Annotated in this window: 21 protein-coding genes and 2 tRNA genes; 18 read left to right on the forward strand and 5 right to left on the reverse strand. The window is 40.5% G+C overall.

The features are described from left to right. Positions 1-11: 11 nt before the first annotated feature. The 4 genes from Q1A23_RS08160 to Q1A23_RS08175 are packed head-to-tail and all read left to right on the forward strand — an operon-like array spanning position 12 to position 4,074. On the forward strand, positions 12-926 hold the full coding sequence (locus Q1A23_RS08160) for a glycosyltransferase family 2 protein (RefSeq protein ID WP_299821847.1): 915 nt from the start codon (positions 12-14) through the stop codon (positions 924-926). After that, entirely contained in the window at positions 923-1,714 is a 792-nt protein-coding gene (locus Q1A23_RS08165) for a hypothetical protein (RefSeq protein WP_299821849.1), read from the forward strand. The genes Q1A23_RS08160 and Q1A23_RS08165 overlap by 4 nt, the downstream gene beginning before the upstream one ends. Before the next feature lie 11 nt (positions 1,715-1,725). After that, a complete protein-coding gene (locus Q1A23_RS08170) occupies positions 1,726-2,886 on the forward strand; it encodes a glycosyltransferase (protein WP_299821851.1) in 1,161 nt (386 codons plus the stop codon). Continuing rightward, entirely contained in the window at positions 2,887-4,074 is a 1,188-nt protein-coding gene (locus Q1A23_RS08175; protein ID WP_299821853.1) for a glycosyltransferase family 4 protein, read from the forward strand. It begins immediately after the preceding gene. Between the two features lie 139 nt (positions 4,075-4,213). Here Q1A23_RS08175 and Q1A23_RS08180 read toward each other — a convergent pair whose 3' ends face one another. Continuing rightward, positions 4,214-5,326 carry a glycosyltransferase family 4 protein gene (locus Q1A23_RS08180; RefSeq protein WP_299821855.1) on the reverse strand — a complete coding sequence of 371 codons (1,113 nt, stop codon included), beginning with the start codon at positions 5,324-5,326 and terminating at the stop codon, positions 4,214-4,216. Further along, a complete protein-coding gene (locus Q1A23_RS08185) occupies positions 5,319-6,248 on the reverse strand; it encodes an NAD(P)-dependent oxidoreductase (RefSeq protein ID WP_299821857.1) in 930 nt (309 codons plus the stop codon). The genes Q1A23_RS08180 and Q1A23_RS08185 overlap by 8 nt, the downstream gene beginning before the upstream one ends. A 59-nt stretch (positions 6,249-6,307) precedes the next feature. Between Q1A23_RS08185 and Q1A23_RS08190 the strand changes: the two genes are divergently transcribed. The 8 genes from Q1A23_RS08190 (at position 6,308) to Q1A23_RS08225 (ending at position 17,178) form a co-directional block, all read left to right on the forward strand. After that, entirely contained in the window at positions 6,308-7,384 is a 1,077-nt protein-coding gene (locus Q1A23_RS08190) for a glycosyltransferase (RefSeq protein WP_299821859.1), read from the forward strand. Positions 7,385-7,386: 2 nt separating this feature from the next. Continuing rightward, positions 7,387-8,505, forward strand: coding sequence for a glycosyltransferase family 4 protein (locus Q1A23_RS08195; RefSeq protein WP_299821861.1), 1,119 nt, complete (start codon positions 7,387-7,389; stop codon positions 8,503-8,505). Positions 8,506-8,585: 80 nt separating this feature from the next. Beyond that, positions 8,586-9,968 carry an O-antigen ligase family protein gene (locus Q1A23_RS08200; RefSeq protein WP_299821863.1) on the forward strand — a complete coding sequence of 461 codons (1,383 nt, stop codon included), beginning with the start codon at positions 8,586-8,588 and terminating at the stop codon, positions 9,966-9,968. Between the two features lie 8 nt (positions 9,969-9,976). Then, positions 9,977-11,032, forward strand: a complete 1,056-nt coding sequence (locus Q1A23_RS08205; RefSeq protein ID WP_299821865.1) for a glycosyltransferase family 4 protein — start codon at positions 9,977-9,979, stop codon at positions 11,030-11,032. 518 nt (positions 11,033-11,550) lie between these two features. Then, complete coding sequence (gene asnB, locus Q1A23_RS08210) at positions 11,551-13,410, forward strand: asparagine synthase (glutamine-hydrolyzing) (protein ID WP_299821867.1); 1,860 nt, start codon at positions 11,551-11,553, stop codon at positions 13,408-13,410. Then, on the forward strand, positions 13,397-14,557 hold the full coding sequence (locus tag Q1A23_RS08215; protein ID WP_299821869.1) for a glycosyltransferase family 4 protein: 1,161 nt from the start codon (positions 13,397-13,399) through the stop codon (positions 14,555-14,557). The genes asnB and Q1A23_RS08215 overlap by 14 nt, the downstream gene beginning before the upstream one ends. 108 nt (positions 14,558-14,665) lie before the next feature. Further along, complete coding sequence (locus Q1A23_RS08220) at positions 14,666-16,390, forward strand: carbamoyltransferase C-terminal domain-containing protein (protein ID WP_299821871.1); 1,725 nt, start codon at positions 14,666-14,668, stop codon at positions 16,388-16,390. Between the two features lie 44 nt (positions 16,391-16,434). Continuing rightward, complete coding sequence (locus Q1A23_RS08225; RefSeq protein WP_299821872.1) at positions 16,435-17,178, forward strand: glycosyltransferase family 2 protein; 744 nt, start codon at positions 16,435-16,437, stop codon at positions 17,176-17,178. A gap of 595 nt (positions 17,179-17,773) precedes the next feature. On the opposite strand, the gene Q1A23_RS08230 is transcribed toward Q1A23_RS08225, so the two are convergent. Together Q1A23_RS08230 and Q1A23_RS08235 are read right to left on the reverse strand one after the other, a co-directional pair. Continuing rightward, a tRNA-Asp gene (locus Q1A23_RS08230) sits at positions 17,774-17,847 on the reverse strand. Between the two features lie 55 nt (positions 17,848-17,902). Then, positions 17,903-17,976: transfer RNA gene (locus Q1A23_RS08235), tRNA-Asp, on the reverse strand. Positions 17,977-18,197: 221 nt separating this feature from the next. Here Q1A23_RS08235 and Q1A23_RS08240 point away from each other — a divergent pair. From Q1A23_RS08240 to Q1A23_RS08265, 6 genes are all read left to right on the forward strand, one after another. Then, a complete protein-coding gene (locus Q1A23_RS08240; protein ID WP_299821874.1) occupies positions 18,198-19,148 on the forward strand; it encodes an acetyl-CoA carboxylase carboxyltransferase subunit alpha in 951 nt (316 codons plus the stop codon). 320 nt (positions 19,149-19,468) lie between these two features. Continuing rightward, a complete protein-coding gene (locus tag Q1A23_RS08245) occupies positions 19,469-20,311 on the forward strand; it encodes an MBL fold metallo-hydrolase (protein WP_299821876.1) in 843 nt (280 codons plus the stop codon). A 1-nt stretch (position 20,312) separates the two neighbouring features. Further along, a complete protein-coding gene (locus Q1A23_RS08250) occupies positions 20,313-21,089 on the forward strand; it encodes a patatin-like phospholipase family protein (protein WP_299821878.1) in 777 nt (258 codons plus the stop codon). Positions 21,090-21,331: 242 nt separating this feature from the next. Then, positions 21,332-21,955 (forward strand): hypothetical protein, encoded by a 624-nt coding sequence (locus Q1A23_RS08255; RefSeq protein WP_299821880.1) that lies wholly within the window; start codon positions 21,332-21,334, stop codon positions 21,953-21,955. Positions 21,956-22,036: 81 nt separating this feature from the next. Beyond that, positions 22,037-22,588 (forward strand): 1-acyl-sn-glycerol-3-phosphate acyltransferase, encoded by a 552-nt coding sequence (locus Q1A23_RS08260; RefSeq protein WP_299821882.1) that lies wholly within the window; start codon positions 22,037-22,039, stop codon positions 22,586-22,588. A 20-nt stretch (positions 22,589-22,608) separates the two neighbouring features. Then, positions 22,609-22,953, forward strand: a complete 345-nt coding sequence (locus Q1A23_RS08265; RefSeq protein ID WP_299821884.1) for an MmcQ/YjbR family DNA-binding protein — start codon at positions 22,609-22,611, stop codon at positions 22,951-22,953. A 168-nt stretch (positions 22,954-23,121) separates the two neighbouring features. On the opposite strand, the gene smc is transcribed toward Q1A23_RS08265, so the two are convergent. Next, on the reverse strand, positions 23,122-26,658 hold the full coding sequence (gene smc, locus Q1A23_RS08270) for a chromosome segregation protein SMC (protein ID WP_299821886.1): 3,537 nt from the start codon (positions 26,656-26,658) through the stop codon (positions 23,122-23,124). Positions 26,659-26,737: the final 79 nt, after the last annotated feature.

Consider the following 26,737-nt stretch of genomic DNA (forward strand, 5'->3'; position numbering starts at 1 on the left):
TGGTTTAATTAATGCAAAATAATAAGAAATCACCTTTCTTTTCTGTGGTCATAACCACTTATAATAGGCCTCATCTTTTGCCGCACGCTTTAAAAAGTGTTATTGATCAAACATTTGAAGATTATGAAATAATTATTATAAATGATGGTTCAAGCCACGATTACTCAGAATTTGAGAAAAGTATAGCCAACAGACAGTTTATTAGGTACTATAAAACTGAAAATCAAGGACGCTCTCAAGCTAGAAACTTTGGAATAGCAAAAGCATCAGGCGATTATATTTGCTTACTTGATGATGATGATCAGTATGAATTAATTCATTTAGAAACATTACATTATGAGATTATTAGTTATCATAGTCCAGTAGCTTTATTTCATACTAAGCCCAAGAGGGTTTTGAATGGCATACCAATAGTCAAGAAACATGAATTTATACAAGGGACTTCTGACAATTCTACTAAAAATAATGTCTTGAAAGTAATTTATAATATCGAAGCTATCCACTCTACAGCAATTCATAACTCTATATTTAAAGAAGAGCGTTTTAGTGATTATTTAACACATGGAGAAGATACTGATTTGTTTGTTAGAATAGCTATAAAATATCCAATAATAAGTATTAATAAAGTTACAGTAATATACAATTTACATGATAATAATACTAGTACTTGGTCAAATGAGAGCGCTTTGAGTTATTACATCACATCTTTATACTTTTACAATAAATATAAAGATGTGTTACCTTATTCATATATAAGTACTAGAATTGCAAAATTTGCATTAGCCCTAGCTGAATTAAATAAAACTCAGACTAAGTTAGCATTCAAATATATTTTAACCTGCATAAGGTTTAGACCTAAGATTCTATGTAGTACATATATCTATAAATTAACGTTACATGTGATACTACTGATTTTAAAAAAATGAGTGGATTTAATACTGCACAAACAAAAAAAGTAACTTTTGTGCTTACAAGTTGTGGAAGAATTGATTTGCTGAAGCGTACAATGTCTTCTTTTCTCAAATTTAATACTTATCCAATTGAAAAATATTTTATCATAGAGGATTCAGGCAACTCACATGTACTAGAGGAATTGAATGATGAATTTGGTTCATTTTGTAGCATTCTTTTCAATAATCCAAAACTGGGCCACTTAGGTAGTGTCGATAAAGTATACTCTTTAGTGAATTCTGAGTACATTTTCCATTGTGAAGATGATTGGGAATTTTATAGGCCAGGATTTATCGAGGACATATTGACAGTTCTGGGTAGTGATCCTAAAGTAAAACATGTTGGTATTAGAAGCATTCATCATGAAATGCTAATACATCATGAAAGAATTTTATATGAGGAATGGCCTATAAACATAGGGGGTATAAAATGTTATAAAGCTTATATGGCTAATATTGAAGAAGAAGATCTTACAGGGTTTTCTTTTAATCCGACAGTAGTTCGCTTATCTGATTATAAGTTAGCTCAAAAATATTCTTTTCTTAAAAATGAAAACGGTATTAGTGAGTTTTATAAAGAAAAGGGCTTTTATACAGTATACCTAGAGAACGATGCAGTTAAACATATTGGATGGGATAGATCTACAATCATCGAAAGAGAAGAAAGAGCAAGAAAACATAGGCGTTCTATTAGAGTTAGATTAAGCAATTTAGTTAAGTCGCTACTAAATCTTATAGGTTTTGATCTCAAATTAGTTAGCTAGATCGCTGTTATATGAAAATAGGCTATTTCTCTCATTCCTCTATCTCTCCCTCTGAGACATTCATTTATGATTTATTTAAGGGCTTACAAAATAAGGGTCTGGCTATAACTTATTATTGCGGAAAAGTTTCTGATAAAAACTGTTTTATTGATTCAACTCAATATATAGGTTATGCGGAGGAAGGGCTAAGAAACTCATTATTTGCCTACAAAGTTGGCCAAATAACAGGGGGTAATGGATATAAATATAAAAATAAAGTTCAGCAATATTACTCCATCAAAGCATTAAATAAGAAAATACTTAATAAACCTGATGTAGCTTATGTAGATTATGCAACATCAGCTGTTTTGCTCGTAGATTATTTTAAAGAAAATAATATACCTTTTGTAGTGCATGTACATGGATATGACATTACTTCTGCAACAATTGACCCTGTTTACTCTAGAAAATTACAGAAGGTATTTGAGGAGGCGTGTTTTATCATTGCAGCTTCGCATTACATAAGAAAGTTACTTGTGCTATTGGGCTGTGAGAGTGATAAGATCAGGGTTATACGCTACGGTATAGATGTTAACAGCATCACCCCACTCAGTTGGTCAGACAGAAAGAAGCTAGACCCTAATGTTATCTTTTTAGGTAGACTTACAGCTAAGAAACACCCGTTAGCATTATTACAGGCATTTAAGATTGTTAAAGATAAAGTTCCTCAAAGTAAATTGACAATTATAGGAGATGGCGAATTAAAGTCTCTGGTGCAGCATAGAATTAAAGCCTTAGGGCTTATTTCGTCTGTAAATATGTTAGGTGTTTTAAATAGGGAGCAGAGCTTTCCTATTTTAAATCAGCATTGGGTTTATGCACAGCATAGTGTAACAGCCAACTCGGGGGACCAGGAAGGCTTTGCTATAAGTCTTGCTGAAGCGGCAGCTCACGAACTTCCTGTCGTATCTACGCTACATAATGGTATTCCTGAGAATGTGTTGGACAAAGAAACAGGTTTTCTGGTAAAGGAGTTTGACTATGAGGCGATGGCAGACAGAATTATTGACCTTCTCAGGAATCCTGACTTGGCCGAGGAGATGGGTAAAGCCGGGAGAAAACATATAGCAGAGTTATGTAACCCTCAGTTGCGAGTTAATAAAATCAATGATTTACTCCATCAAGTAAGGTAAATGAAAATTCTCTACTACTCGTCACACCCTAACTTAAATCTTGCGAGTCCTTCTGGCTATGGCACACACATGAGGGAAATGATTGCGGCTTTCAGGGAGCTAGGTCATGAAGTGAAGCCTGTAATTATGGGTGGAACTAGCTTAATTAACTCTGACCTTGCAATCAAAGGACGAAGTCCTTTAAAACATTTGATTGCTACTTGTGTGCCTAATTATGTTTGGGAGTCGGCAAAGGACTATAGGCTTGGCAGATTTGACAATTACGCTTCAGGTGTGCTTGAGAAAAATATAAAGGACTTTCAGCCAGACCTTATTTATGAGAGGGCTACTTATTTACAGACTTCAGGAGTTAGGGCAGCTAATAAATGGAGAGTTAAGCATGTACTGGAAGTTAATTCTCCCTATGTGGAGGAACGTAAAGTGCTGCAGGGAAATAGCTATTTTACTGAAGCAGGTATCAGAGCTGAGAAACTTCAGTTAGAAAGTACAGATAAGGTAGTTGTAGTATCAAGTGAACTAAAAGAGCATTTTATGCTAGCCCATAAACTTGATGCGGATAAGTTTATCATCACTCCAAATGCAATTGATCCGGCTAAAATAAATTTTGATGCCTCCAGAGTAGAAGCACTAAGAGCAGGATTACAGCTTGCGCAAAAGACTGTTATTGGTTTCGTCGGCTCTATTTTTCCCTGGCATGGGGTTGATATTTTAATAGATGCTTTTGGCAAGGTAATAAACTCGGGTAAGAGAGATTCACATTTATTAATTGTAGGGGATGGGGAAATTCTACCAACTTTAAAAGAGAAAACTCTTAAAGCTGGACTTTTAGATAAAGTCACTTTCACCGGTAATATTCCGCATGCAGAGGTGTTTAACTATATACAGTTAATGGACATTTGTGTTATGGGTAAATCTAATTGGTACGGTTCACCGGTTAAAATATTCGAATATGGTGCAATGGGCAAGGCCATTATAGCACCTGATAACGTTCCTGTTAAGGACGTATGCAAGCATGAAGAGAATGCAATTTTAATTCAACCAACTTCCGAAAATATTTATACTGCAATAGATTTATTAATATCTAGTCAACAGCTGAGGAATAAGATTTCGAACAACTTTAAGAAACAGGTTCTTTCTCAACATACATGGCTACAGAATGCTGAAAAGGTTATCGCAGCAATAACTTAGACTTTTTTGAGCTGCTAGTTAGAAGTTGAAGACTACCGCTTTTGTAAGTATCGATGTAGCGACTAATTAAGAAACCATTTACTTGATGGTAGTGACGCGGAACAAAAGTATCTTAGTAAGTTATACAAACCTATGCGCCTTACATCACAGAATCAAACAATTGAATGTGCTTCTTTGCTACTTTAACCCATGTAAAATTAGCTTTGACTTTAACAACAGAATGTACACCCAACGCCTCTCTTTGAGGATAAGACAAATTAGAAAAATTGGTTAAAGCCTTAGTTAAAGCATCTACATCATTTTTAGGAATCAAATAACCATTAGTTTTATCTACTAACTCTGCCGTAGCACCAGTATCTGATACTATTATTGGTAGCCCTTTTGCCATAGCCTCTAATACTACTGTTGGCATACCCTCGAACAAAGTCGGAAAAACAAATACATCCGAATCAGCATAAAGATGCTCTAACTCAGTATCGTCTACAAATCCTAAATAGTCAACGTTATTAAATTTATAGTTGGAAGTATAATATTCGTAAAGAGGCCCTTTGCCAGCCAGTTTGAACCTGAAACTATCTTCATAGCCTTTGTTGCTCAACTTTGCAATGGCATCCATCAATACACCTATACCTTTGTTGTGGGCAAACCGAGATACAAAAAGAGCCTGAATGGGAACAGGTTTTTCTGCCTTGCTCTTCAACAGAGTTGCATCTGGGGCACTAACTGCATTCGGTATGGTAACAATTTTACTTTTATCATTGACATTCGATTTTAAAATATCTGTCAGTTTTCCGCCTAAAGAAATTATAAACCTGCTGTTGCTAAAAATGTAGTTGAAAATTAACCGGAAGGGGGCACCCATTAAGTAATCTTTTTTGGTTAAGCCCTGGTAAGGCTCTAACCCGTGAGGGTTTACAATTAACCTATCTCTTAGTTGGCTACATTTATACCAAACAGAGAGCCCCTGTGAGTATATTACAGCATCTGGATGCTCCTTTACTATGGAAAAAATTCTTTTAGAATATTTATAGCATTCCAGCAAATAGTTCTTCTTTACGTCAATCTCATTTATCGAGATTTCACGAATACCTAAAGTTTTATCGAATACTATTTCTTTATGAGGGTGTATTACAATAAGTTCTAAAGAGCTTGTTTTTGCTAAAGCTTCTATCAATAACCGGGAATGGCGCTGCATACCTCCGATGGTGTAAGGGAAAATGCCATCGGTACAGAATATTACTTTTTTAGACATTTAAATTAACCTCCTGATCTAGAAGTGTTTTTATACCTCTGTCAATATCCCATTCTGGCACCCAGCCTATACTTTTAAGCTTAGATACGTCTGCTAGCAAATGCATACGCTCTACTTTTCGCACACGGGCCGGATCAATTTGAACAACTATTTTCTCACCCAATTGTCTTTCAAACGCCTCTACAATTTCAGTTACTGAATATTCAATCCCTCTTCCTAAGTTAAATGTATCAATACCATTAAAGTCTGATTCTAAAAGCATCTGCACGGCTCTGGCCATATCATAAGTATGGATAAAGTCACGTTTAGGTGTTAGATTGCCTAAGGCAATTGTTCTGGTGCCATTCAAGAGCTGTTTTTGAATTTCAGGGATAAGATGAGGATTCGTTTCATTAGGCCCAAAAGCATTGAAGAAACGGCAGATTATAGTTGGAACAGCGGTTTTAAGATGAAATTCGTTGCATAGGCGTTCACCGGTGAGTTTAGATAGGCCATAAATATCTAAGGGGCCTGTAGGATTTGTCTCACTTATCAGACCATCAGTAATTGGATACACAGCTGCTGTTGAAGCGAAAAAGACTTTTTTAACATTTATATTATTATCAGCGATCGCATCTAGCACATTGGCTGTTCCTTGTATATTTATCTGGCTTGACTCGAATGGGTGCTTATTGCAATAAGGTATAAAATGGATCGCGGCAAGGTGAATAACAATATCAGGCTGAACAGTTTTAAAAATAAGACTGATCTCTTGTCTATTTAGAATATCCTCCTCATAGAAGTGAGTATCTGGTATATTTACAAAGGATCGCTTCCCAAAAGAAAGGTTATCAATAACAAATATTTCATTGTTTTGCTGTTGCAAACCTTTGATAATTGCAGATCCTATGAATCCTGCTCCACCAGTTATAAGTATTTTCATTGATTTATTACTATTAAAGATGCCTCAATTTACATACTTTTGACTAAAAAAACTTAATAGTGAAAAGTATAGCAATTATTTGTTCTGGATTAGACGATGTAAGGAGAGGCTATGAGACACATGCGCTTGATCTTTTTAATGTGTTGAAAAAAGAACCATCACATTTAATGGATGTTTTCTTGATAAAGAGAAGTGGCGTAGTTTCTGATAATCATATAGTTACTGGTACACCTGGTAGAAATTCATGGATTGTAAAAAAGCTATCTAAGCTTAGAGGGTCGCCATTATATTGGGAAAGTTTTTTTGTAGCGTTGTGGACTTTGCTCTTTATAGTTGTTAAGAAAAAGAAGTTTGAAACCATCTACTGCCAAGAACTTATAGTTTGTAAAGTGCTAAGAATGTTTAAAAATCTATCCTTAGTGAAGTCTAAAATAGTATTTGGGCATGGGGTTTGGATGGAACCAACGGACTACGTTAATAGTGCTGATGTTATTCATGAAGTAAATATTGAGAATTTTAATAAATCTAAACATTTTAAGCATGATGTAATTTTAACTCCTCACTTTCTATTAAGTTCGGATATCAAAAGAACTAATAATCATAGAAATTTACTTCGTGATTTTTATGATTTCCATGCTGAGAATATTATATTATCTGTTGGCAGAATAGATTTTGATCATAAACGCATGGATTATTTGATTAATGAAGTAGCTAGGTTAGATCAATCTTGGGGATTAATCATCTGTGGAATAGGTGAGCAAAGCATCCTTGATAAAGGAAATTTTCTTTTAGGGAAGAGATTTTTGAATTTATTTCTAGATAGAAGCAATCTTGAAGAAATCTATTCACTTGCTGATGTTTTTGTTCTCTGCTCTTTGAATGAGGGATTTGGAATTGTAACAATAGAGGCTATGAGCCAAGGGCTACCAGTTATACTTCATGATCGCGAATTATTTAGATGGATACTAAAGGATTCAAGATACTGTGTAGATATGTCTAAAGATGGTAATCTTTCAAACTTTATTTTAAATAACAATGAGGATTTTGTAAGAACAGGGAAGAGGAATAGAGAGATCTTTTTACAAAATTATTCATGGTGTGCTGTCAAGACGGGTTACCTTAATATGTTGCATTAGCTATGATCATCAAAACAAACGACATCGTCGGCTACAACAGTAGAAGAAATTTTGTTGCCTTACCATTTAAAAAAGCTAAAGTAGAAGAATGTTTTGATCTCTTTAAAATCCCTAATGCTATCTATTTTAGGATGTTGAATAAGTCAAATAAGTTTTTTCTATTTTCACATTCTACTGTTGTTAAGAGTTCTGCCTTACATCATTTCTTTAATGCTCTAAGCTTTAGTAGGCAACCATGGATCGTTTCTTTTGAAACTGCCTTACCACGGTGGGGGCGATGCCCAGGATGGTTAGAGCAAGAAGGGGTAAAATTGCTAGCAAATGATCATTGTAAGAAGATAATAGCTATTTCACAATCAGCCTATAATATTCAACTTAAATATTTAGATAAGTTCCCACGGTTTAAAAACCAGATTGAGAACAAAATGGTTGTTCTACATCCAGCACAGCATCTACTTATCGATTCGTATGATGAGAAAGAACTTGATGAACTAATTACATTCTCACTAATTGGGGGAGACTTCTTTAGAAAAGGAGGGAAAGAAGTACTGGTCGTATTCGATAAACTACTTGAAGAAGGATATCCGATCAAGCTCCAAATTGTTTCTAAACTGGATTATGGAGACTATGCATCACAAACTACTAAGAACGACTTTTTAGAAGCTGTAACCCTAATAGAAAAGAATAGTTCATCTATCATCTGGTACAAAACTTTACCTAATACGGCAGTTCTTGATATGTTAAAGAAAAGCCACATTGCTCTTTTACCAACATACGCAGATACTTACGGTTATTCTGTGTTAGAGGCACAGGCAGCAGGCTGTCCTGTAATTACTACAGACATAAGGGCTCTGCCAGAAATTAATAATAATGAATGTGGATGGGTAATAAATGTTCCTAAAGATGAACTTGGTAATGGCATTATAGATAACAGAGAAGAAAGAGAATTATTATCTAAAACAATAATTGATAATCTTCATGAAATTATTTTGACTATTCTTAAAAACAAAGAAATAATACGAATGAAGGGTGAGGCTTCTATCAATAAGATTAAAAGAAATCATAATCCTATTCTTACGGCCTCTCTTTTGGAATCAATATATCAGGAAGCGCTTAACTAGATAAGAAAATATCTCAAATTGTATTAATTCCTATAAGTAAAATTATAGAACTTTCATTTGTTAACTTGATTAATTTTATTTTGAATTTTAAAATAAGAAAAGAGGGTAAATACCTTGACCACTTTACTGGGAATTATAAAGAACTAACTGTTCTTTTAGCTCTATGGTTAATGGTTGGAATTGCTCTTGGACCTTTTTCAATCCCTCCTCTCATTCTCTTTGCAGTATATTTGCAGAATAAGGGGAAACATCTATACCTATTCATTGCCTTCTTTTTTACACTTATATTATCTGATAGCAGAATATATGCATTACGCTTTGCACAAGATCTGAAGACATTTCTGATGATCTTGCTCCTTTTAATTTTTTTGTTTCCTCAGCGCATTTCATTTAAATTAAATTATAATAAATCCCTTTACCAACCATTTATATTCTATATCTTATTTGCCTTTTTCTGCCTTATTTTTAGCCCTGTTGCTTTTACAGGATTTCAAAAAACTTTATCATACTTCTTGTTAATACTTATTGTCCCTATATTATTTTATAGCTTATATGATCAGCATAAAGTGTATTTTCTAAAAGCAGTAGTTTATTTAGGGGTTATCATTTTAATTGCTGGGTATATAATGTTTTTTGTAAATCCTTCATGGGTAATGTATAATGAGGGTGGGCGAACTTCAGGGGCATTAGGTAATCCTAACGGTCTTGGTTTATTTTGTTTTATATTTTACATCTTATACTTTACAATTAATCATTACTTCCCTAAGGCATTCAGCAAGCGTGAAAACTATGTAATTCATGCGCTAATTTTCTCTTCTCTGATTTGGAGCGGGTCTAGAGGGCAAACAATTTCTTTGTTGATTTTTTTTGTTACTCAATTTCTTTCTAAAAGAAACAGAACAGTTGGTTTAATTCTTTCTGCGGCAATAGGTATACTATTAGTAACCATTGACATAGATATCGTGGCCCTTGCACATGCATTAGGGTTTGAAGACTTTCTAAGGGTTGATACGCTAGAGAAAGCAGGTGGTAGAGTAATTGCCAGAGAATTTGCCTGGGAGCAGATACAGAAAAACTTTTGGATAGGAAGAGGTTTTAGTTACACAGAATGGATTTATGGCCAACACTTTACAGAATTAAGTAAGAGAGGCCATGAAGGCAATGCGCATAATGCATTCCTTACCGTTTGGCTGGATACCGGGTTCATTGGCTTAAGCTTTTTTATACTTGGCTGGGGAGTGCTGTTTTTAAGAGCTGCTAAAAATTCTTACCTGGCATTTCCAATTCTCTTTGCTGTAGTAGCTTCTAATATGGTAGAATCCTGGTTGGCGGCTTCGCTTAATCCTTATACGATACAGTTACTTATGGTGCTTACCTTACTTATTTACATTGTGAAGGATCAGGCAAAACCACAATTAAATTCTGTGCCGTCTGTAGCTCCTAAGCGACTGGTAAAGTTCTAAGCACTTTTATGAAGTACAAATTTCTTTTCCTCTATACTGAGCTGGCCGACTATTTTCTGGCATGTGTGCATGCTTTGGTTTTGGAGCACCAGGCGGAGGTGCATATTGTTCGATGGCCAGTAAACAAGGAAGCACCTTTTCAATTTAAAATACCGGAAGGGGTAACTATCTATAATAAAGAACAATTTAACCGGCAGGAACTTGTTGAACTGGCGCAGGGATTAAACCCTGATTTAGTTTTCTGTTCTGGCTGGCTGGATAAAGATTACCTGGCGGTAGCCAGAGCCTTCCGTAAAGAGATACCTGTTCTATTAGGCCTCGATAACCATTGGTATGGAACACCAAAACAGTATGCAGGCCGGCTTTTAGCACCTTTTACGCTAAAGCGCATTTTTACCCATGCATTTGTGGCGGGTGCTCCTCAGGCTGTATATGCACGTAAATTGTCATTTGCACCTGGTGTTATACTTCAAGGGTATTATTCAGCGAATGTTCCGGTATTCTACCAGCAGTACCAACAGCATGTGCATTTTAAAGCTGCTACATTTCCAAAACGCTTTATTTATGTGGGCCGTTACGTACCTCAAAAAGGGTTGGATACGCTATGGGAAGCCTTTACAGCATTACAGGCTGAGCAGCCAAATGAATGGGAATTATGGTGCCTGGGAACAGGACCTCTGGAGCAGGAAGCAACAGTACATGCTAAGATAAAGCATTTTGGTTTTGTGCAGCCGGATGAGCTGAAACGCTTTATAGGAGAAACAGGAGTTTTTATACTTCCTTCACTTTTCGAGCCTTGGGGAGTTGTGGTGCATGAGTTTGCCGCTGCCGGCTTTCCGCTTATTTGTAGTGATAAGGTTGGTGCAGCCACGGCTTTCCTGGAAGATAGTATGAATGGGTATACCTTTAAGGCCGGAGAGGTAAGTAGCCTGAAGCGTGCCCTAATAAAGATAATGCGCCAATCAGATACGGAGCTTTTAGATATGGGAAGGCGAAGTGCAGCGCTGGCTTTGCAGAATACACCATCTATCTGGGCACAAAAGTTAATGAAGCTGGTTAAGTAAAGAGAATTGTTTTATTGGGACATACGGCAACCTGTCCGCTAAATGGCCCATCCGATAGGCAAGTATGTTTAAAGTTAAGGTATTCTCTACGATAAATTTACCAGTTCCTTAAATTCAATATGATATTTGTTCCTGCACAATTCGGACAGGTCGCGACATAATCCCGTTAACTTAAAGTAAATTGTCTGCTGTTGTTGTGTCTTCTGACAGACAACTTGCTGGTGAGAACACACAGCAAGGGCGTAAGCTTTAGGACAAACTGGCTAATTTTTCTTAAGTTGCCAGCCTTAGGTCGCGACCTGTCCCTGAGAAGGATACTATTCACCTTGAACAGTACCTTTAAGCTGAAGCCAGGCGAGGAAAAACTAGCTTTTAGTACAATTTATTATTTGTCTAATCCGAACGTTAATAAAACTGTGCCTAGAAATGCCTAAGCTATAGTTGGCAAATCAGCGCCATTAGCCTTATCTTGTGTGCAAAATTTATAAAACATCATTCATAAATTATAAGTTGTATTCATGTGCGGTATTGTAGGGGTAATTGGGGCGGATCCGGAGAAGGCAAAAGCGGTGCTTGCAGCCATGAATACTGCTATCGCACATCGCGGTCCTGATGATAGTGGCTGCTTTATTGAGAATAAAATTGCGCTAGGCCAACGCCGCTTATCCATTATAGACCTTTCTTCAGCCGGGCACCAGCCCATGCTTAGTGCCGATGGTAACCTGGTGCTTGTTTTTAACGGGGAGATCTACAACTACCGGGAGCTGAAACAAGAGCTGCAGGATTATAGCTACAGCACCCAGACGGACACCGAAGTAATTCTGGCTGCTTATGAGCGCTGGGGCAAAGATTGCGTGCACCATTTTAATGGCATGTTCGCTTTTGCCCTTTGGGATAAAATAAAAAATGAACTGCTCATTTTCCGGGATCGCCTGGGAATAAAACCGCTTTACTATTACCAACAGGATAGCCTTTTGCTTTTTGCCTCTGAAGTGAGAGCCTTGCTTGATAGCGGCCTTGTTCCCCGTAAATTAAATAAAGCTGCCCTTTCTGATTACCTGCGTTACCAGACAGTACATGCTCCGGATACAATGGTTGCCGGTGTAAAGATGCTGTTGCCGGGGCACTTGCTAAGCGTGAAGCATGGCGAGTCGGAAATTAGCAGGTATTGGTCGGCTGAAGAGAACTATAGCCGCGAAGCCGAGCATAAGGGCTATGAGGCCGTGAAGCAGGATGTGAAAGACCTGCTAACGCAGGCTGTGGAACGCAGAATGATCGCTGATGTTCCTTTTGGAGCATTCCTGTCAGGAGGAATAGACTCTAGTGCCATAGTCGGACTGATGAGCCGCGTGGCAGCGCAGAAAGTGAAGACCTTTGCCGTCACTTTTGAAGAGGAGGCTTATAGTGAAGCAAAATATGCGGCCGCCATTGCCAAAAAGTTTAACACAGAACATACCGAAATAAAACTCACGCCCCAGGACTTTTTAGAAACCATACCGGCTGCACTTAAAGCCATGGACCACCCGAGTGGCGATGGACCCAATACTTACATTGTATCTAAGGTTACCAGGGAAGCAGGCATTACGATGGCGCTGTCCGGTTTGGGTGGCGATGAGTTATTTGCCGGCTACGATGTGTTTAAAAGGTTGCACAAGCTGAACAGGTACAATTGGATAGCTGCCCTACCTTTAGTTGGCAGGCGCAATCTGGGCCGTTCGCTTGTTAAGCTAAAGCCATCGGTGGCAGCCGTTAAGTTAAATGAGTTGCTGGGGCTTTCGTCCTGGGGCATGTCGCATACTTACCCGATCACGCGGCAGATTTTTACCGACAGCTTTTTACAGGAAATGGTGGGGGAGCAGCAACTGCAGGAAAACAGCGTTCACCACATGCTGGCTGGCTTGCAGCAGGACCATTTACCTATACTTAGCCAGGTTTCTGTGGCAGAGATAACCACCTACATGCAGAACACGTTGCTGCGCGATACAGACCAGATGAGTATGGCGCATGCCTTAGAAGTTCGGGTGCCATTCCTGGATTATAAACTGGTGGAGTACGTGCTGGGTATTCCAGACAAGTATAAATATCCAGCCTCGCCTAAGAAGCTGCTAACTGATGCGCTGGGCGATCTATTGCCAATGGATATCATTAACAGGCCGAAAATGGGCTTCTTGTTGCCATGGCAGCAATGGCTCAAAGGAGAGCTTTATACATTTGCAGAAAATAAACTGGAGCGTCTTGGAGAAAGAGGGCTTTTAGATGCTGCGGTGCTTAAGCATATATGGGCTAAATTTAATGCGGGTGATGCAAGCATCACCTGGTCCAGGATATGGTATTTGGTTGTGTTGGAAAACTGGCTGGAGGAGAATGGAATTGAGTAAGAAACCGCGCATTCTCATTTTTATCGACTGGTTTTTGCCCGGGTACAAGGCAGGCGGTCCTATACAATCATGCGCTAACCTGATTGCGCACCTGAAGGATGAGTTTGATTTCTGGGTTATTACGCGTGATACAGATTATTGCGAAAGAGAGCCCTATGAGCAAGTTGAATCAGATTCCTGGAATAGGATAGAGGAACACCTGCAAGTATATTATACATCAGGCAAGTCCCTAAGCTATAAAGCCTTAATGTCCGCAGCACGCGCTGCCGAACCGGACATTGTTTTTATTAACGGTGTCTATTCCTTTTACTTTTCAATTCTGCCAATCTTGATTGCTAAAAAGCTAGCATGTCCTAAGATCATTGTATCAACTCGCGGTATGCTGGCTGAGGGTTCTATCAATGTAAAAGCTGGTAAGAAGAAATTTTTTATTTGGGCTGCACGTAGGGTTGGTCTTTATAAACACGTGCTTTTTCATGCAACAAACAGCAAAGAAAAAGAGGATGTAATAACTCAAATTGGCAATGATTGCAATATCATGATTGCACCTAACTTACCAAAAGCAATGGCTGGCCTACATGTTATAGACAGAAAAAAAGAAGTTGGGATATTAAAAATTGTTAGCGTAGCTAGAATTTCGCCAGAGAAGAATACGCTATATGCTTTAGAAATACTTCGCAAGTATAGAGGGCAGTCTCAGGTTACTTTTGATATTTATGGTCCAATTTACAATAAAGCGTACTGGAATGAATGTGAGTCGCTGATAAGCAAAATGCCTGCAAGTGTTAAAGTTAATTATTGTGGAAGCATTCCTAATAACCTGGTTTTTGATAAGCTTTTACAGTACCACTTAATGTTTTTGCCTACCCAAGGCGAAAACTTTGGTCATATAATTCTCGAAAGTTTGACAGCAGGATGTCCAGTTTTAATTAGTGATAAAACACCTTGGTTAAACTTAAGCCAGATTGGCGTTGGATATGATTTTCCGCTTTCTGATCAAGAAGCCTTCGTCGATATTATTGAAAAGTTTTCAGCTTTAGACACAAAGCAGTTTAATAACTATTCGCTCAGAGCAGTTGAATTTGCAAAAAAGCATTTAAATAATGAGGCTGCTATTGAAGCAAATATGAGTTTGTTTAATTCTTAAGTATCGGTCACGATGCATGGTTAAAATTAGTTTTAAATTTCTTCAAGTATAATTTATAGATTTGTGTCTGGGGGACACAACCTAGTTCTTAGAATTAAAATATTTCATATGTACATATTAGGCCTTAACGCGTACCATGGTGATTCTTCTGCCAGTATAATGAGAGATGGAGAGGTAATTGCAGCCTCTGAAGAGGAACGTTTTAGAAGAATTAAACACTGGGCAGGGTTTCCAAGTGAAGCAGTCAAGTTTTGCTTAAAAGAAGCTGGGATATCTATAAGAGATGTTGATTATATTACCATATCCCGTGATCCATCAGCTAACATACATAAGAAATTAATACATGCGGCTAAAAATTTAATAAGTGCTAAAAGCTTGATTGACAGATTAGCAAATACAAAAAAGGTTGCCAATGTAAAAGAAGAACTGTCTCAAGCCTTAGGGGTGCAAGTATCCGACATAAAGGCAGAAGTTAAAAATATTGAGCATCATCGTAGCCATATGGCTAGTGCCTTCTTTGCTTCCCCTTTTGAAGATGCTGCAATTCTATCAATAGACGGCTTCGGGGACTTTACATCTACAATGATTGGTGTCGGAAAGGGCAACCAGATTGATATACTAGACTCTGTTATCTATCCGCATTCGGTGGGTATATTCTATACTTCTTTCACGCAGTTTCTTGGATTTGATAAATATGGTGATGAGTATAAGGTAATGGGTTTAGCCCCTTATGGCTCTCCAACTATGGTTGATCAACTACGCGATGTGCTCATATTTAAAGAGAATGGGCTTTTTGAATTGAACCTCAAGTATTTTAGACATGCAAAAGAGGGCGTTCAAATGAGTTGGGAAGGTGGAGAGCCAAATATTGGAGCTATTTTCTCTGATTATATGTGCCAAAAGTTTGGTCCTGCCAGAAATAAAAATGAGGAGCTAACACAATATCATAAAGATTTGGCAGCATCTGTGCAACGCATAACTGAGGAGTTGATATTTCATATTTTAGAGCACCTTCAAAAGCGCACAGGCTTAAAAAATGTTTGTATTGCTGGAGGTGTGGCCCAAAATTCAGTAGCTAACGGCAAAGTGCTCTCAAATACTTCTTTTAATTCACTTTATATTCCTTCTGCGGGTCATGATGCAGGAACTGCACTAGGATCATCACTTTATTTGTATAACCAAATCCTCGGTCAGCCTAGACTTAAGCCAATATATCATGCATCGACTGGTAGCCGCTTTAATAATGATGAAATCGAGGCTTTTTTAAAAGATCAAAACATAGCATACACACGTTTGAGTGATGAAGAGCTATATGAGCGTGTAACAAATAAACTACTTGATGCCGGTGTTGTAGGTTGGTTCCAGGGAAGAGCTGAGTTCGGCCCAAGAGCATTAGGTCATCGTTCAATTATTGTTGATCCGAGAAGATCCGATGCGAAAGAACTACTTAATGCTAAGATTAAAAGAAGAGAGAGTTTCCGTCCTTTTGCACCTTCTATTCTTAAAGAATATGTGCAAGATTACTTTGAACAGGTGGATAATGTTCCTTTTATGGAAAAAGTGTTTCCAATTAAACTGAATAAGCAGCACGAAATTCCTGCAGTTACGCATGTGGATGGGACTGGACGCCTACAAACTGTTGATGAAGAACATAACCCGCGCTATTATAGGTTAATATCAGCCTTTAACAAAAAGACAAATGTTCCTATTTTATTAAACACTTCGTTTAATGAAAATGAACCGATTGTTAATACTCCAGCAGAAGCTCTTAACTGTTTTTTAAGAACTAAGATGGATATGCTTGTGCTTGAGAACATTATTATTGAGAGATAGCACCGCTTAATTTTATACCAGTTGTAGTTTGTTCTTGAATAGCTTTGAAAGTTTCCATCATTACCATCGTCTATAACAACCGTGAAACCATTGCCGATGCTATAGAGTCGGTATTGGGACAGACTCATCCTGATATAGAGTATATTGTGGTAGATGGGCGCTCTACGGATGGGACAGTAGAGGTAGTGAAAAGCTACGGAGGCCGCATCTCTACCTTTGTTTCTGAAAAGGATAATGGCTTATACGATGCTATAAACAAAGGCATTAAGTTAGCTACAGGGGATGTAATCGGGCTGCTACACTCTGATGATCTTTTTTACGCACCGGATGCCATAGCCCAGGTTGTAGCAACTTTTGCCAGGAGTGGCGCTGAGAGTGTATATGGTGATTTGCTTTATGTGCGGAAAGAGAATACGGAGAAGATTGTTCGGAATTGGGTATCCGGAGAGTACAATAGAGCTAACTTTCTGTACGGCTGGATGCCACCGCACCCCACTTTTTACGTGAAGCGGGAAGTATATAATAACCTGGGGCTGTACAACACACAATTTAAAAGCGCTGCCGACTATGAATTAATGTTGCGCTACCTGTACAAGTATAAAATATCTACTGCGTACATTCCCGCTAAGCTGGTGAAAATGCGTGTAGGAGGCAAAAGTAATGTGACGCTCAGGAATCGTATCCGTGCCAATAAAGAAGATTACCAGGCCTGGCTGACAAATGGCCTGCAACCACCTTTTTATACACGTTTCCTGAAGCCGCTCCGTAAGCTGACACAGTTTATCTGATTTTAGCATGAATTAGTAACCATAGCGCGAGCTTCTTCAACACATTAGCTAGATCAACGTGTTTATCTCTACCACACATGGCCTTATAGACGTGGCAGTAGTCTTACCTATCAGTCTTGCCTCAACCTTCTTGTATAATAGGAATAAATTCTCGTAGGGGCAGGTCGCGACCTGTCCGGACAATGGCGCTGAAGATGAAACTCAGACTTTGAAACCCATATAATATTTAGTTCACCTTCGAGCCGCAGCAGAGTACCCATCTTCCGATGCCAGTTTTCAATCCTACCTTATTCCATAGCTTTACAGCAAACTTTTTATGTGCATCACTACAGGGCTGTTAAGCCTTTCGGAACTTTCGTTCTAGGTAAAAATGAGGAGGGTAATTGCGGAAGCACCTCTCAGGAGTGGTTTGTTATACTTTGTGATAGATTGGGTACCTTCAGTTTTTAGTAATACGGATCAGGAAGTATGGAACAGTATGCGCTTTAAAAGAAGCACTTTTACGACTCTATTAAACTAAGTAATCCTGGAAGTCCAAAGGGAGAGACATAAAAAAAGAGCCCTTGAAAATTAATTCAAGGGCTCTTTTAAAGAGCGGTCCGGACGGGACTCGAACCCGCGACCTCCGCCGTGACAGGGCGGCATTCTAACCAACTGAACTACCGGACCAAAATTTTGTACTGCAAGAGCCTTCTGCTCTTTTATTACCGCAGGTTGTAAGCTGCGGTCTGGACGGGACTCGAACCCGCGACCTCCGCCGTGACAGGGCGGCATTCTAACCAACTGAACTACCAGACCTTTTGTCTTTTCTTTAACTTCGTCCGTTAAAGTGATACAAAAGTATAGCCTTAATTTTGATTGTGCAAGTGTTAAGCATCTTTTTAACACTATATTTTATCAAGTTTTCTGTAATAGCTTCATTTTCAACAAAATTATTTTTTTGATGTGCATAAATTTTACGTTTCGTTACTAGTGTATGGCTAAACTGTTAAATTTGTAGCTGTAAACAGCGAAAGAATATGCTTTTAGATTTCGAACAGCCGATTGCTGCCTTAGAAAACAAACTGCAGGAGATGAAGAAGCTGGCCACCGAGAGCCAGGTTGATGTATCGGAAGCAGTTAAGGCACTTGAAGAGAAGATCAAGAACCTTAAAAAGGAGACTTACGCCAATTTAACCCGTTGGCAACGCGTACAGCTGTCGCGCCACCCGGACAGACCATACACCTTGGATTATATTAACGGCATTGCCAGCAAGTTTGTAGAGCTGCACGGCGACCGTACCGTTAGCGATGACAAAGCAATGGTAGGCGGATTCGGGGATATTGATGGCCGTAGCGTGATGTTTATCGGGCAACAAAAAGGCCGAAACACAAAGCAGCGCCAGATGCGCAACTTTGGTATGGCAAACCCAGAGGGTTACCGCAAAGCGCTTCGCCTGATGAAGATGGCTGAGAAGTTTGGAAGACCAATCGTTACGTTTATCGATACGCCAGGTGCTTTTCCGGGACTTGAGGCGGAAGAACGCGGACAGGGCGAGGCAATTGCGCGCAATCTGAAAGAGATGTTTATGCTGAAGGTGCCTGTGATCTGTATCATTATTGGCGAGGGTGCCTCTGGAGGTGCCTTAGGTATCGCTATTGGCGATAAAGTAATGATGCTGGAAAACACCTGGTATTCGGTTATCTCCCCGGAGTCGTGCTCCTCTATACTTTGGAGAAGCTGGAACTACAAAGAGCAGGCTGCCGAAGCGCTTAAACTAACGGCAACCGATATGCTGCAGAACAAGCTGATAGATGGCATCATTAAAGAGCCACTAGGAGGCGCGCACACAGAGCCGCAGAAAATGATGCGCAGCCTTAAGAAAGAAATAACGAAAATGCTTGATGAGCTGGAAGGCATAGAGGCAGAAGATCGCATCATGCAGCGCATTGAGAAGTTCTCTAACATGGGCGTGGTGCTTGAAGCGTAGAAGCCTAAGCAATGATAGTTAGATTAAGAGGTAATGAAGCTGGCAGGCTTTGTTACCTCTTTTTGTTTTATTACATTTAGCTATAGTTGGTTCTCAGGCAAGTCTCCTTTTTTAATTCAGCACTTAGTTTTATTTCGAACTTCGTGCTAAATCTGCACTATTACCTGAGATCGTAATCAGTTGGACTTCGATCTACGGTAGAAATACTAAGTTAAGTGCGTTAGATTAATCTGAGGAGGCATTGCAGGGCGATTTAGCAAATTTTAAAACTGATTTAGTAGTATAAAGTATAAGCATAAACTCATTAACTCTAAAACTCTATGAAGCTACACGTAATTGATACAGGTTTTTTTAAATTGGATGGTGGTGCAATGTTTGGCGTAGTACCCAAAACGCTGTGGCAGCGCACCAACCCTGCCGACGAGAACAACCTTTGTACCTGGGCCATGCGTTGTATGCTGATAGAAGACGGTGAGAGGCTTATTTTGATTGATAACGGGATTGGAAACAAGCAGGATGCAAAGTTCTTTAGCCACTATTACCTGCACGGGGATGCGAGTTTAAGTTCGTCGCTGCACAAAGCCGGATTTACACATAATGATATCACAGATGTGTTTCTGACGCACCTGCACTTTGACCATTGTGGCGGAGGCGTAAAGTATAAAAATGCGGACGGCGCTTTAGAACTGGTTTTTCCAAACGCCACCTATTGGTCTAATGCCGACCATTGGGAGTGGGCAACCAAACCCAACCCACGCGAGAAAGCCTCTTTTCTGAAAGAGAATATACTTCCGATGCAGGAAAGCGGAAACTTAAAGTTTATCGATCCAAATCAACCCTCGCCAATACAGCAATTTGAGATCTTTTATGCGGATGGGCATACAGATAAAATGATGGTGCCGATCATTTCCTACAAAGGCAGAAAGATAGCTTTTATGGCTGATTTGCTTCCATCTACAGGGCATATACCGTTGCCCTACGTAATGGGCTACGATACGCGCCCGCTGCTGACAATGGAAGAGAAAGCCGCCTTTTTGAACATGGCTGCTACCGAAGATTTGGTTTTATACTTTGAACATGATGCCGTAAACGAGTGCTGCACCGTTCAGCACACCGAAAAAGGAGTTCGCCTGAAGGACACGTTCTCATTAAGCGAGCTATAGGATGCGGGTAGGTTTGGCCCTGTCGGGTGGTGGCGCAAGAGGAATAGCCCATTTGGGTGTGCTTAAAGCTTTTGATGAACTGGGTATCAAGATAAGTATGATTTCCGGTGTAAGCTCTGGTGCCATTGCCGGTGTGTTGTATGCGGCAGGCTATACACCCGACCAGGTACTGAAACTGATTAAAGAGTTAAGTATATTTAAAATTGTAAGACCTGCTTTCGGCAAGGCAGGGTTGATGCACCTGGAAGAAGTAGAGAAACTATATAACAAGCACCTGGGGCCTGATATCCGTTTCGAAGACCTAAAAATTCCAGTAATTGTGAGTGCCACCGAAATGAATGAAGGCGTTACGGCGTACTTTTCTTCCGGTGAGCTGATAAAACCTTTGCTTGCTTCTTCTGCTGTTCCTATACTTTATCATCCCATTCAGTTCCAGGGCAAACTGCTTAATGATGGGGGCCTGTTAAACAACCTGCCCATCGACCCGCTGCACACCAACTGCGACGTTAAAATAGCGGTACACGTTAACCCTATCAACCATCACGCCAAAGTAACCTCTATCAGGTCGATGGTGGAGCGAACGCTGCTGCTGGCCATCAACAACAACGTAAAACTCCGGATGCACCTCTGCGACCTGCTAATTGAGCCGCAGGAACTTAAATATTACCGTCTGACAAACTTCAGGAAAGCTGATGAGATTTTTGAGATAGGGTATGCGCATACCATGAAACTTGAAAAACACATACGGCATCTGCTGAACAAACCTCATAGAACGTAAAATTGGCAGACAAGCGATAGGTGTAACTAGCAGCCTAAGTGGTCTTTCTATGGCGCCGTAGCAATAGGAGCCTTCCAGCTACCTTCCCTGAAGACTAGCAGAAAAGAGATGCTAATAACCGGGGTGAGCTGCAATGCACCGTTGCGGAGGCAGTAAGTAAAACTTTTAGTCTATAAAATTAGAAAAGTACATCTTAATATTAACATAGTAACGTAAAAGGCTTAAAATCTAAGTCTTTGGTTATGCGTAAACTTCTACTCCTCGTAGCCTTGCTACCGTTCGTCCTTTTTGCCCAGGAAAATGAAAGCTTCCTGATCAAAGCCAAAGTTAAGCAAGGTACTATCTTAATTGGAGGTACTTTAAATGCCTCTGCTTACAGTATCAGGGATGAAATCTCATCACCGCAGCAAACCCTGGAGGGGAATAAGGTAAACGTTATCTTCAGGGCCAAAAACGGCTACTTCCTGCAACACGACTTCGTGGTGGGGCTCGACTTTATTGTGGACCATGAAAGTATAACGATCACATCTGACCCTGAGCGCAAACCTGACAATCAAACATTTGCCCTAATGGGGCCTTTTGTGCGCTATTACCTGGATAACGGCATTTTTGGAGAAGTAACTGCAGCTGTTGGCTTAAACAATTTCTCTCTGAGCGATAAGTATAATCTGTTTGAGGGTACAGCAGGGGTAGGCTATGCTTTCTTTTTCAACGAAAAGTTTTCGATAGAGCCGACATTAAGCCTGCGTTACTTTCAGAAGACGCTGCGCGATAAGAAGTATACTGCCATGGGACCCGTGTTTGGCGTGGGCATACAGGCCTATTTATTGCGTAAAAAAGCACATGTAATCAAAAGAGCTTTGTAAATATGGCAAAATGTATGTATTTATACGTTTTGTTTCGTACTGTCGTAAATTGTGGTACAGGCAGTATATATTTACTTATACATGATCGCTAAATCCTTATCTAAATTCTTCTTTAAAATTACCGGCTGGAAATTAAATGGCAACCTTGCTCCGGAGTTGCGCCGCTGTGTCATGGTAGCTGCCCCGCATACAAGCAACTGGGATTTTGTTTATGCACGCGCCGCCTTTTACCTCATGGATGCGCCTATTCGGTTCACCATCAAAAAAGAGTTTATGCGCTTTCCGTTTGGCGGCCTTTTGAAGGCTATGGGAGCATTGCCGATAGACCGCTCAAAGAACACCCGTATGGTAGATGCCATGATCCAGATTTTTAACGAAACGCCAGGAGACATGTGTGTGATGGTAACACCGGAAGGTACGCGTAAATACCAGCCAAGATGGAGGCGTGGTTTTTATCATGTGGCAGTAGGAGCAGGCGTACCGATTATACTTGGTTACCTGGACTATGCCAAAAAAGAAGCAGGCGTGGGGCCGGCATTTTATCCTACCGGCGATGCTGATGCCGACATAGAGGCTATCATGGCTTTTTACCGCACAAAAACAGCCAAATATCCCGAACATGGCGTTAGGTAGTAGTCAAGAAGTATTGTAAGATGAATATAGAAGCCTTGCGCGCCTTGTGCCTTAGCTTGCCCGGAGCAACAGAAGATATTAGGTGGGGAGCGGATTTGTGCTTTCTGGTGGGCGGCAAAATGTTTTGTGCCACCAGTATAGATCCGCCACACCAGGTTTCCTTTAAAGTAACAGACGAGGATTTTGGTGCGCTTACCGTGTCTACTCAAATTGTGCCCGCCCCATACTTAGCCCGCTATAAGTGGGTGCAGGTGCAGCAATGGACAAGTATAACCGATGAAGCGTGGCAGACATATGTAAAGCAGTCTTACGAAATGGTTAAGGCGAAACTACCCAAGAGCAAACTCAAAGCCCTGGAAGTATAGCTTTTGTTCAAGTATAAAACTGCCTTGTTATTGACTTTTATCTCTATTGTAAGTTGCTGGTATTTAGTTTTTATACTATAATAATCTTAAGTCATACTTCAACTATTATAAAAACAAAGGGAGCCGCTGTTATAAGCGGCTCCCTTTGTTTTTATAAGTATAAATTAGCTATGCTATCTGGCGTAAGTCTACCGGAATTACTCTGGATATTCCGGCTTCAATCATGGTGATACCATACATCACATCGGTAGAGGCCATGGTGCGCTTGTTATGCGTTACCACTATAAACTGAGACTCACCAGAGAATTTACGGATGATGTTGTTGAACTTATCGATGTTCGCGTCATCAAGTGGGGCGTCCACCTCATCGAAAATACAGAACGGCGCCGGCTTAAGTAAGTAGATAGCAAACAGCAACGAAATAGCGGTAAGCGTTTTCTCGCCACCAGACAACTGGTTTATCGTTAAAGGACGCTTGCCTTTAGGCTGTGCCATGATCTCAATCTTAGACTCCAGCGGGTTTTTAGGATCAGAAACTACCAGTTCGCAATTATCTTCGTCGGTAAACAGGCTGCGGAACACGTTCTTAAAGTTCTCCCTAATCTGCTCAAACGACTCCATGAATTTTTCCTTTGCAACAGTATCAATCTCGTTGATGGTGTCGATGAGCGTGTTTTTCGCGTTGATAAGGTCGTCGCGTTGCTCTGATATAAATTTATTGCGCTCCTCAATCTCTGTGTAGGCCTCTGCTGCCATGGCATTAACCGGCCCCATCTTGTCTAAAGCTGATTTAACAGAGATGATCTGGTAATTCAGTTCCTCATCAGATAAAGGAATTAACTCTACAGGCTCAGGAGGTGCTGTGGCAAAGTCTTCCGGAGAGATGTTGAATTCAGCTGCCAGGCGTTCCTGAATAGAAACGAGCTTTATTTTGGTATCACTCAGCGTTTGCTGCATGCGCATTAATAGCTCGTCTGCATTCTGGCGTTTGCGCTGCAGTTCCCGGATGGTTTTCTCTTTCTCGTCTAGTTCACCGCGCAGGCTGAAGTACTTTTTCTCAATTGCTTCCAGTTCGTAGCCGAACTCTCGGCGCGCCTCCGTCATTTGCGTTACTACCGCTTCGTTTTCTTCTATAAATTCACTTGACTCAACGGTTTCTTCTTCGGCTTTTGCCAGTTCGCTTTTAAGGCTGTTAATACGCTCCTGGTTCGCCTCAACAGTTTTCTGCTTATAGCTTATTTCCTGCTGTAAGCTTGTAAAGCGGTTTTTAAACTGGTGATACTGTATATTTTCCTGGTTATAGCTGCCGGAGATAACAGTAATTTGTTCCTGCTGCTGTTCCAGCTGTGCGGCAAAACTGGCTATTTCCTGCTCTAGGCGTTTCAGCTCCTGCATGTCGGCTTCGGCCTGCGGCGATACTTCCATACTTTGCTCACGCAACTCTACTAGTCTTTCGTGCAGTTCGTCGCGCTTCTGGTCAAAGTTTTTCAGGTTTTGCTGGTATTGCTCATACTTGATGCGAACAGTAAGCAAGTCCTGCTGCATTTTAGAGACATCTTTCTCCAGTTGCTTAATGGCGTCTTTTTTAGACTCGTTGCGGTGGTTTTGCAGAATCTGGTTTTGGGTATTGATGCGGCTCTGCAGTAAATCAACCTGCTCTTGTAAGGCTGTTACCTCTGTGGCCAGTTTCTCCAGGTTTTGCTTGCGGCCCAGGCGGTTTCCATCAAACACACCCACAGACCCACCGGATAAGCTAAGCGGTTTACGGATGGCGCTTCCGTCTTTAAGTATAATGGTTTTGTACTCGCTGCCGTACAATTCATCTTCAGAGTCATCGGAGATGTATACATTGCGCAGCATGTACTTCATCAGGTTGCTATACTTTTTATCAGCCGACACAACTTCATAAGCAGCCTTCAGGCTTCCTTCGCTAAAAGTAGCCGTTGGCTCCAGTTCCTCAATCTCTGAAAGTATGATAAAGTTAGCGCGGCCCTTGTTTTCGCTTTTAAGTAAACTTACGGCATCTACTGCATCCTGCAATTCATCCACTACAAAGTAGTTCATGTACTGCTCCAGGTAGCTTTCGATAAGCGGTTTATAATCAGGCTCGCATACAAGTATGTCTGATAGGAGTGGGGCAGGTTTAGACCAGCTGTCGGATTTGCTCAGGAATTTGATTGCCTCCGGAAAGCCCTCCATATTCTCCACCAGCGACTTGGTCAGGTTGTACTGGTTTTGCTTTGAATCAAGTGTTCTGTTTAACTCTGCCAGCTGTGCCTTAAGCTCATCTATGGCCACCTCAGTTGTTTCTATACTTTGGGCCAACGTTTCTTCGTGGGCCTGCAGCCTTACCAGTTCAGAGGTATTTTCCTCGAGTACCTGCTGCGCTTCCTGTAGTTGCTCCTGCAGGATGCGGCCATCTTCGTCAGCATTTAGTTGCTGTTGTTGCAGTCGCTCCAGTTCCTGGTTAATGTTTTGTATCTGTACCTGGCCAATCTCCAGGGATTTGCTTAGCTGGTATACTTCGTTCTGTTTGTTTTTGTGCTGCTGCACCAGGGCTTGATGTGCTTCCTGTAGGCTGGATTTCTGCTCGTTTGCTTCCTGCAGCTGTTCTTTAACAGCAGCCATCTGTGCTTCGGACTCCGCAAATTTGTCCTGCACCTGTATCAGTTCGTCACGCAGTTCAAGTATACTTTCCTGGGTGTGTTCCAGGTTGGCAGTATCCTGACCGATTTGCTGGCGCAACTGCTGCATGCGCTCTTTCAGGTAGTTGCTGCGCTCAGACTTTAACTTTATGTCGTTTTCCAGCTGGCGAAGCTTGGCTGTCTGCACCTGCATTGTTTTCTGGCTTTCGGCCAGTTCCTGCTGGGTGCGGTTCAGTTCCTCTTTCTGGTCGGCAATGGCGTCCTCAGCTTCTGTTACAGCACTTACATAGCCTTCTTTTAGCTCGGTTTCGTTTTTTACGTCCTGTTGTAAGCGCTCCAGCGTGTTCTGGTACTGAGATATATTGCGACGCGCATACTCCAAGCTGTGCTTTTTATAGTCTTCCTTTAGCTGGAAGTACTTAATGGCTTGTTTTGCTTGCCTCTCCAGCGTTTTCATGTTCTTCCCGATCTCGAAAAGTACATCTTCCACGCGTTCCAGGTCAGCGTCTGTTTCTTCCAGCTTTTTAAGTGTCTGCTTTTTGCGCACCCTGAATTTAGAGATGCCGGCGGCCTCCTCGAAAAGCAAGCGGCGCGAGTTTTCCTTGTCGTTCAGGATTTCGTCCACCATCTTCAGTTCGATAATGGCGTAGCTGTCAGACCCGATACCTGTATCCAGGAAAAGTTCGTTTATATCTTTCAGACGGCAGGTTACCCCGTTTAACTGGTACTCGCTATCACCGTTACGGTAATATTTTCTGGTAACTGTTACCTGTGAGTACTCTGTTGGCAAAACACCCCTGTTATTATCAAAGGTGATGGATACCTCGGCCATTTGTGTTGGCTTGCGGGTTTTGGAACCGTTAAAGATCACGTTCTCCATTTTATCAGAGCGGAGGTTACGTGTTTTCTGCTCTCCCAATACCCAGCGAATGGCATCTACAATGTTGGATTTGCCGCAGCCGTTAGGCCCCACAATTCCGGTAATGCCATTGTCAAAATTTATAACGACACGGTCGCCAAAACTTTTGAATCCCTTAATTTCTAATCTTGATACTTGCATTCGCGTTCGCGGAATCTCTTCTGTTCTATCTTCAAAAGTAAGGTAAATTTCTCAATTAGCTAGTTGGTTTAGCTCAACT

The sequence above is a fragment of the uncultured Pontibacter sp. genome (assembly GCF_947492645.1).
Lineage (GTDB): Bacteria > Bacteroidota > Bacteroidia > Cytophagales > Hymenobacteraceae > Pontibacter.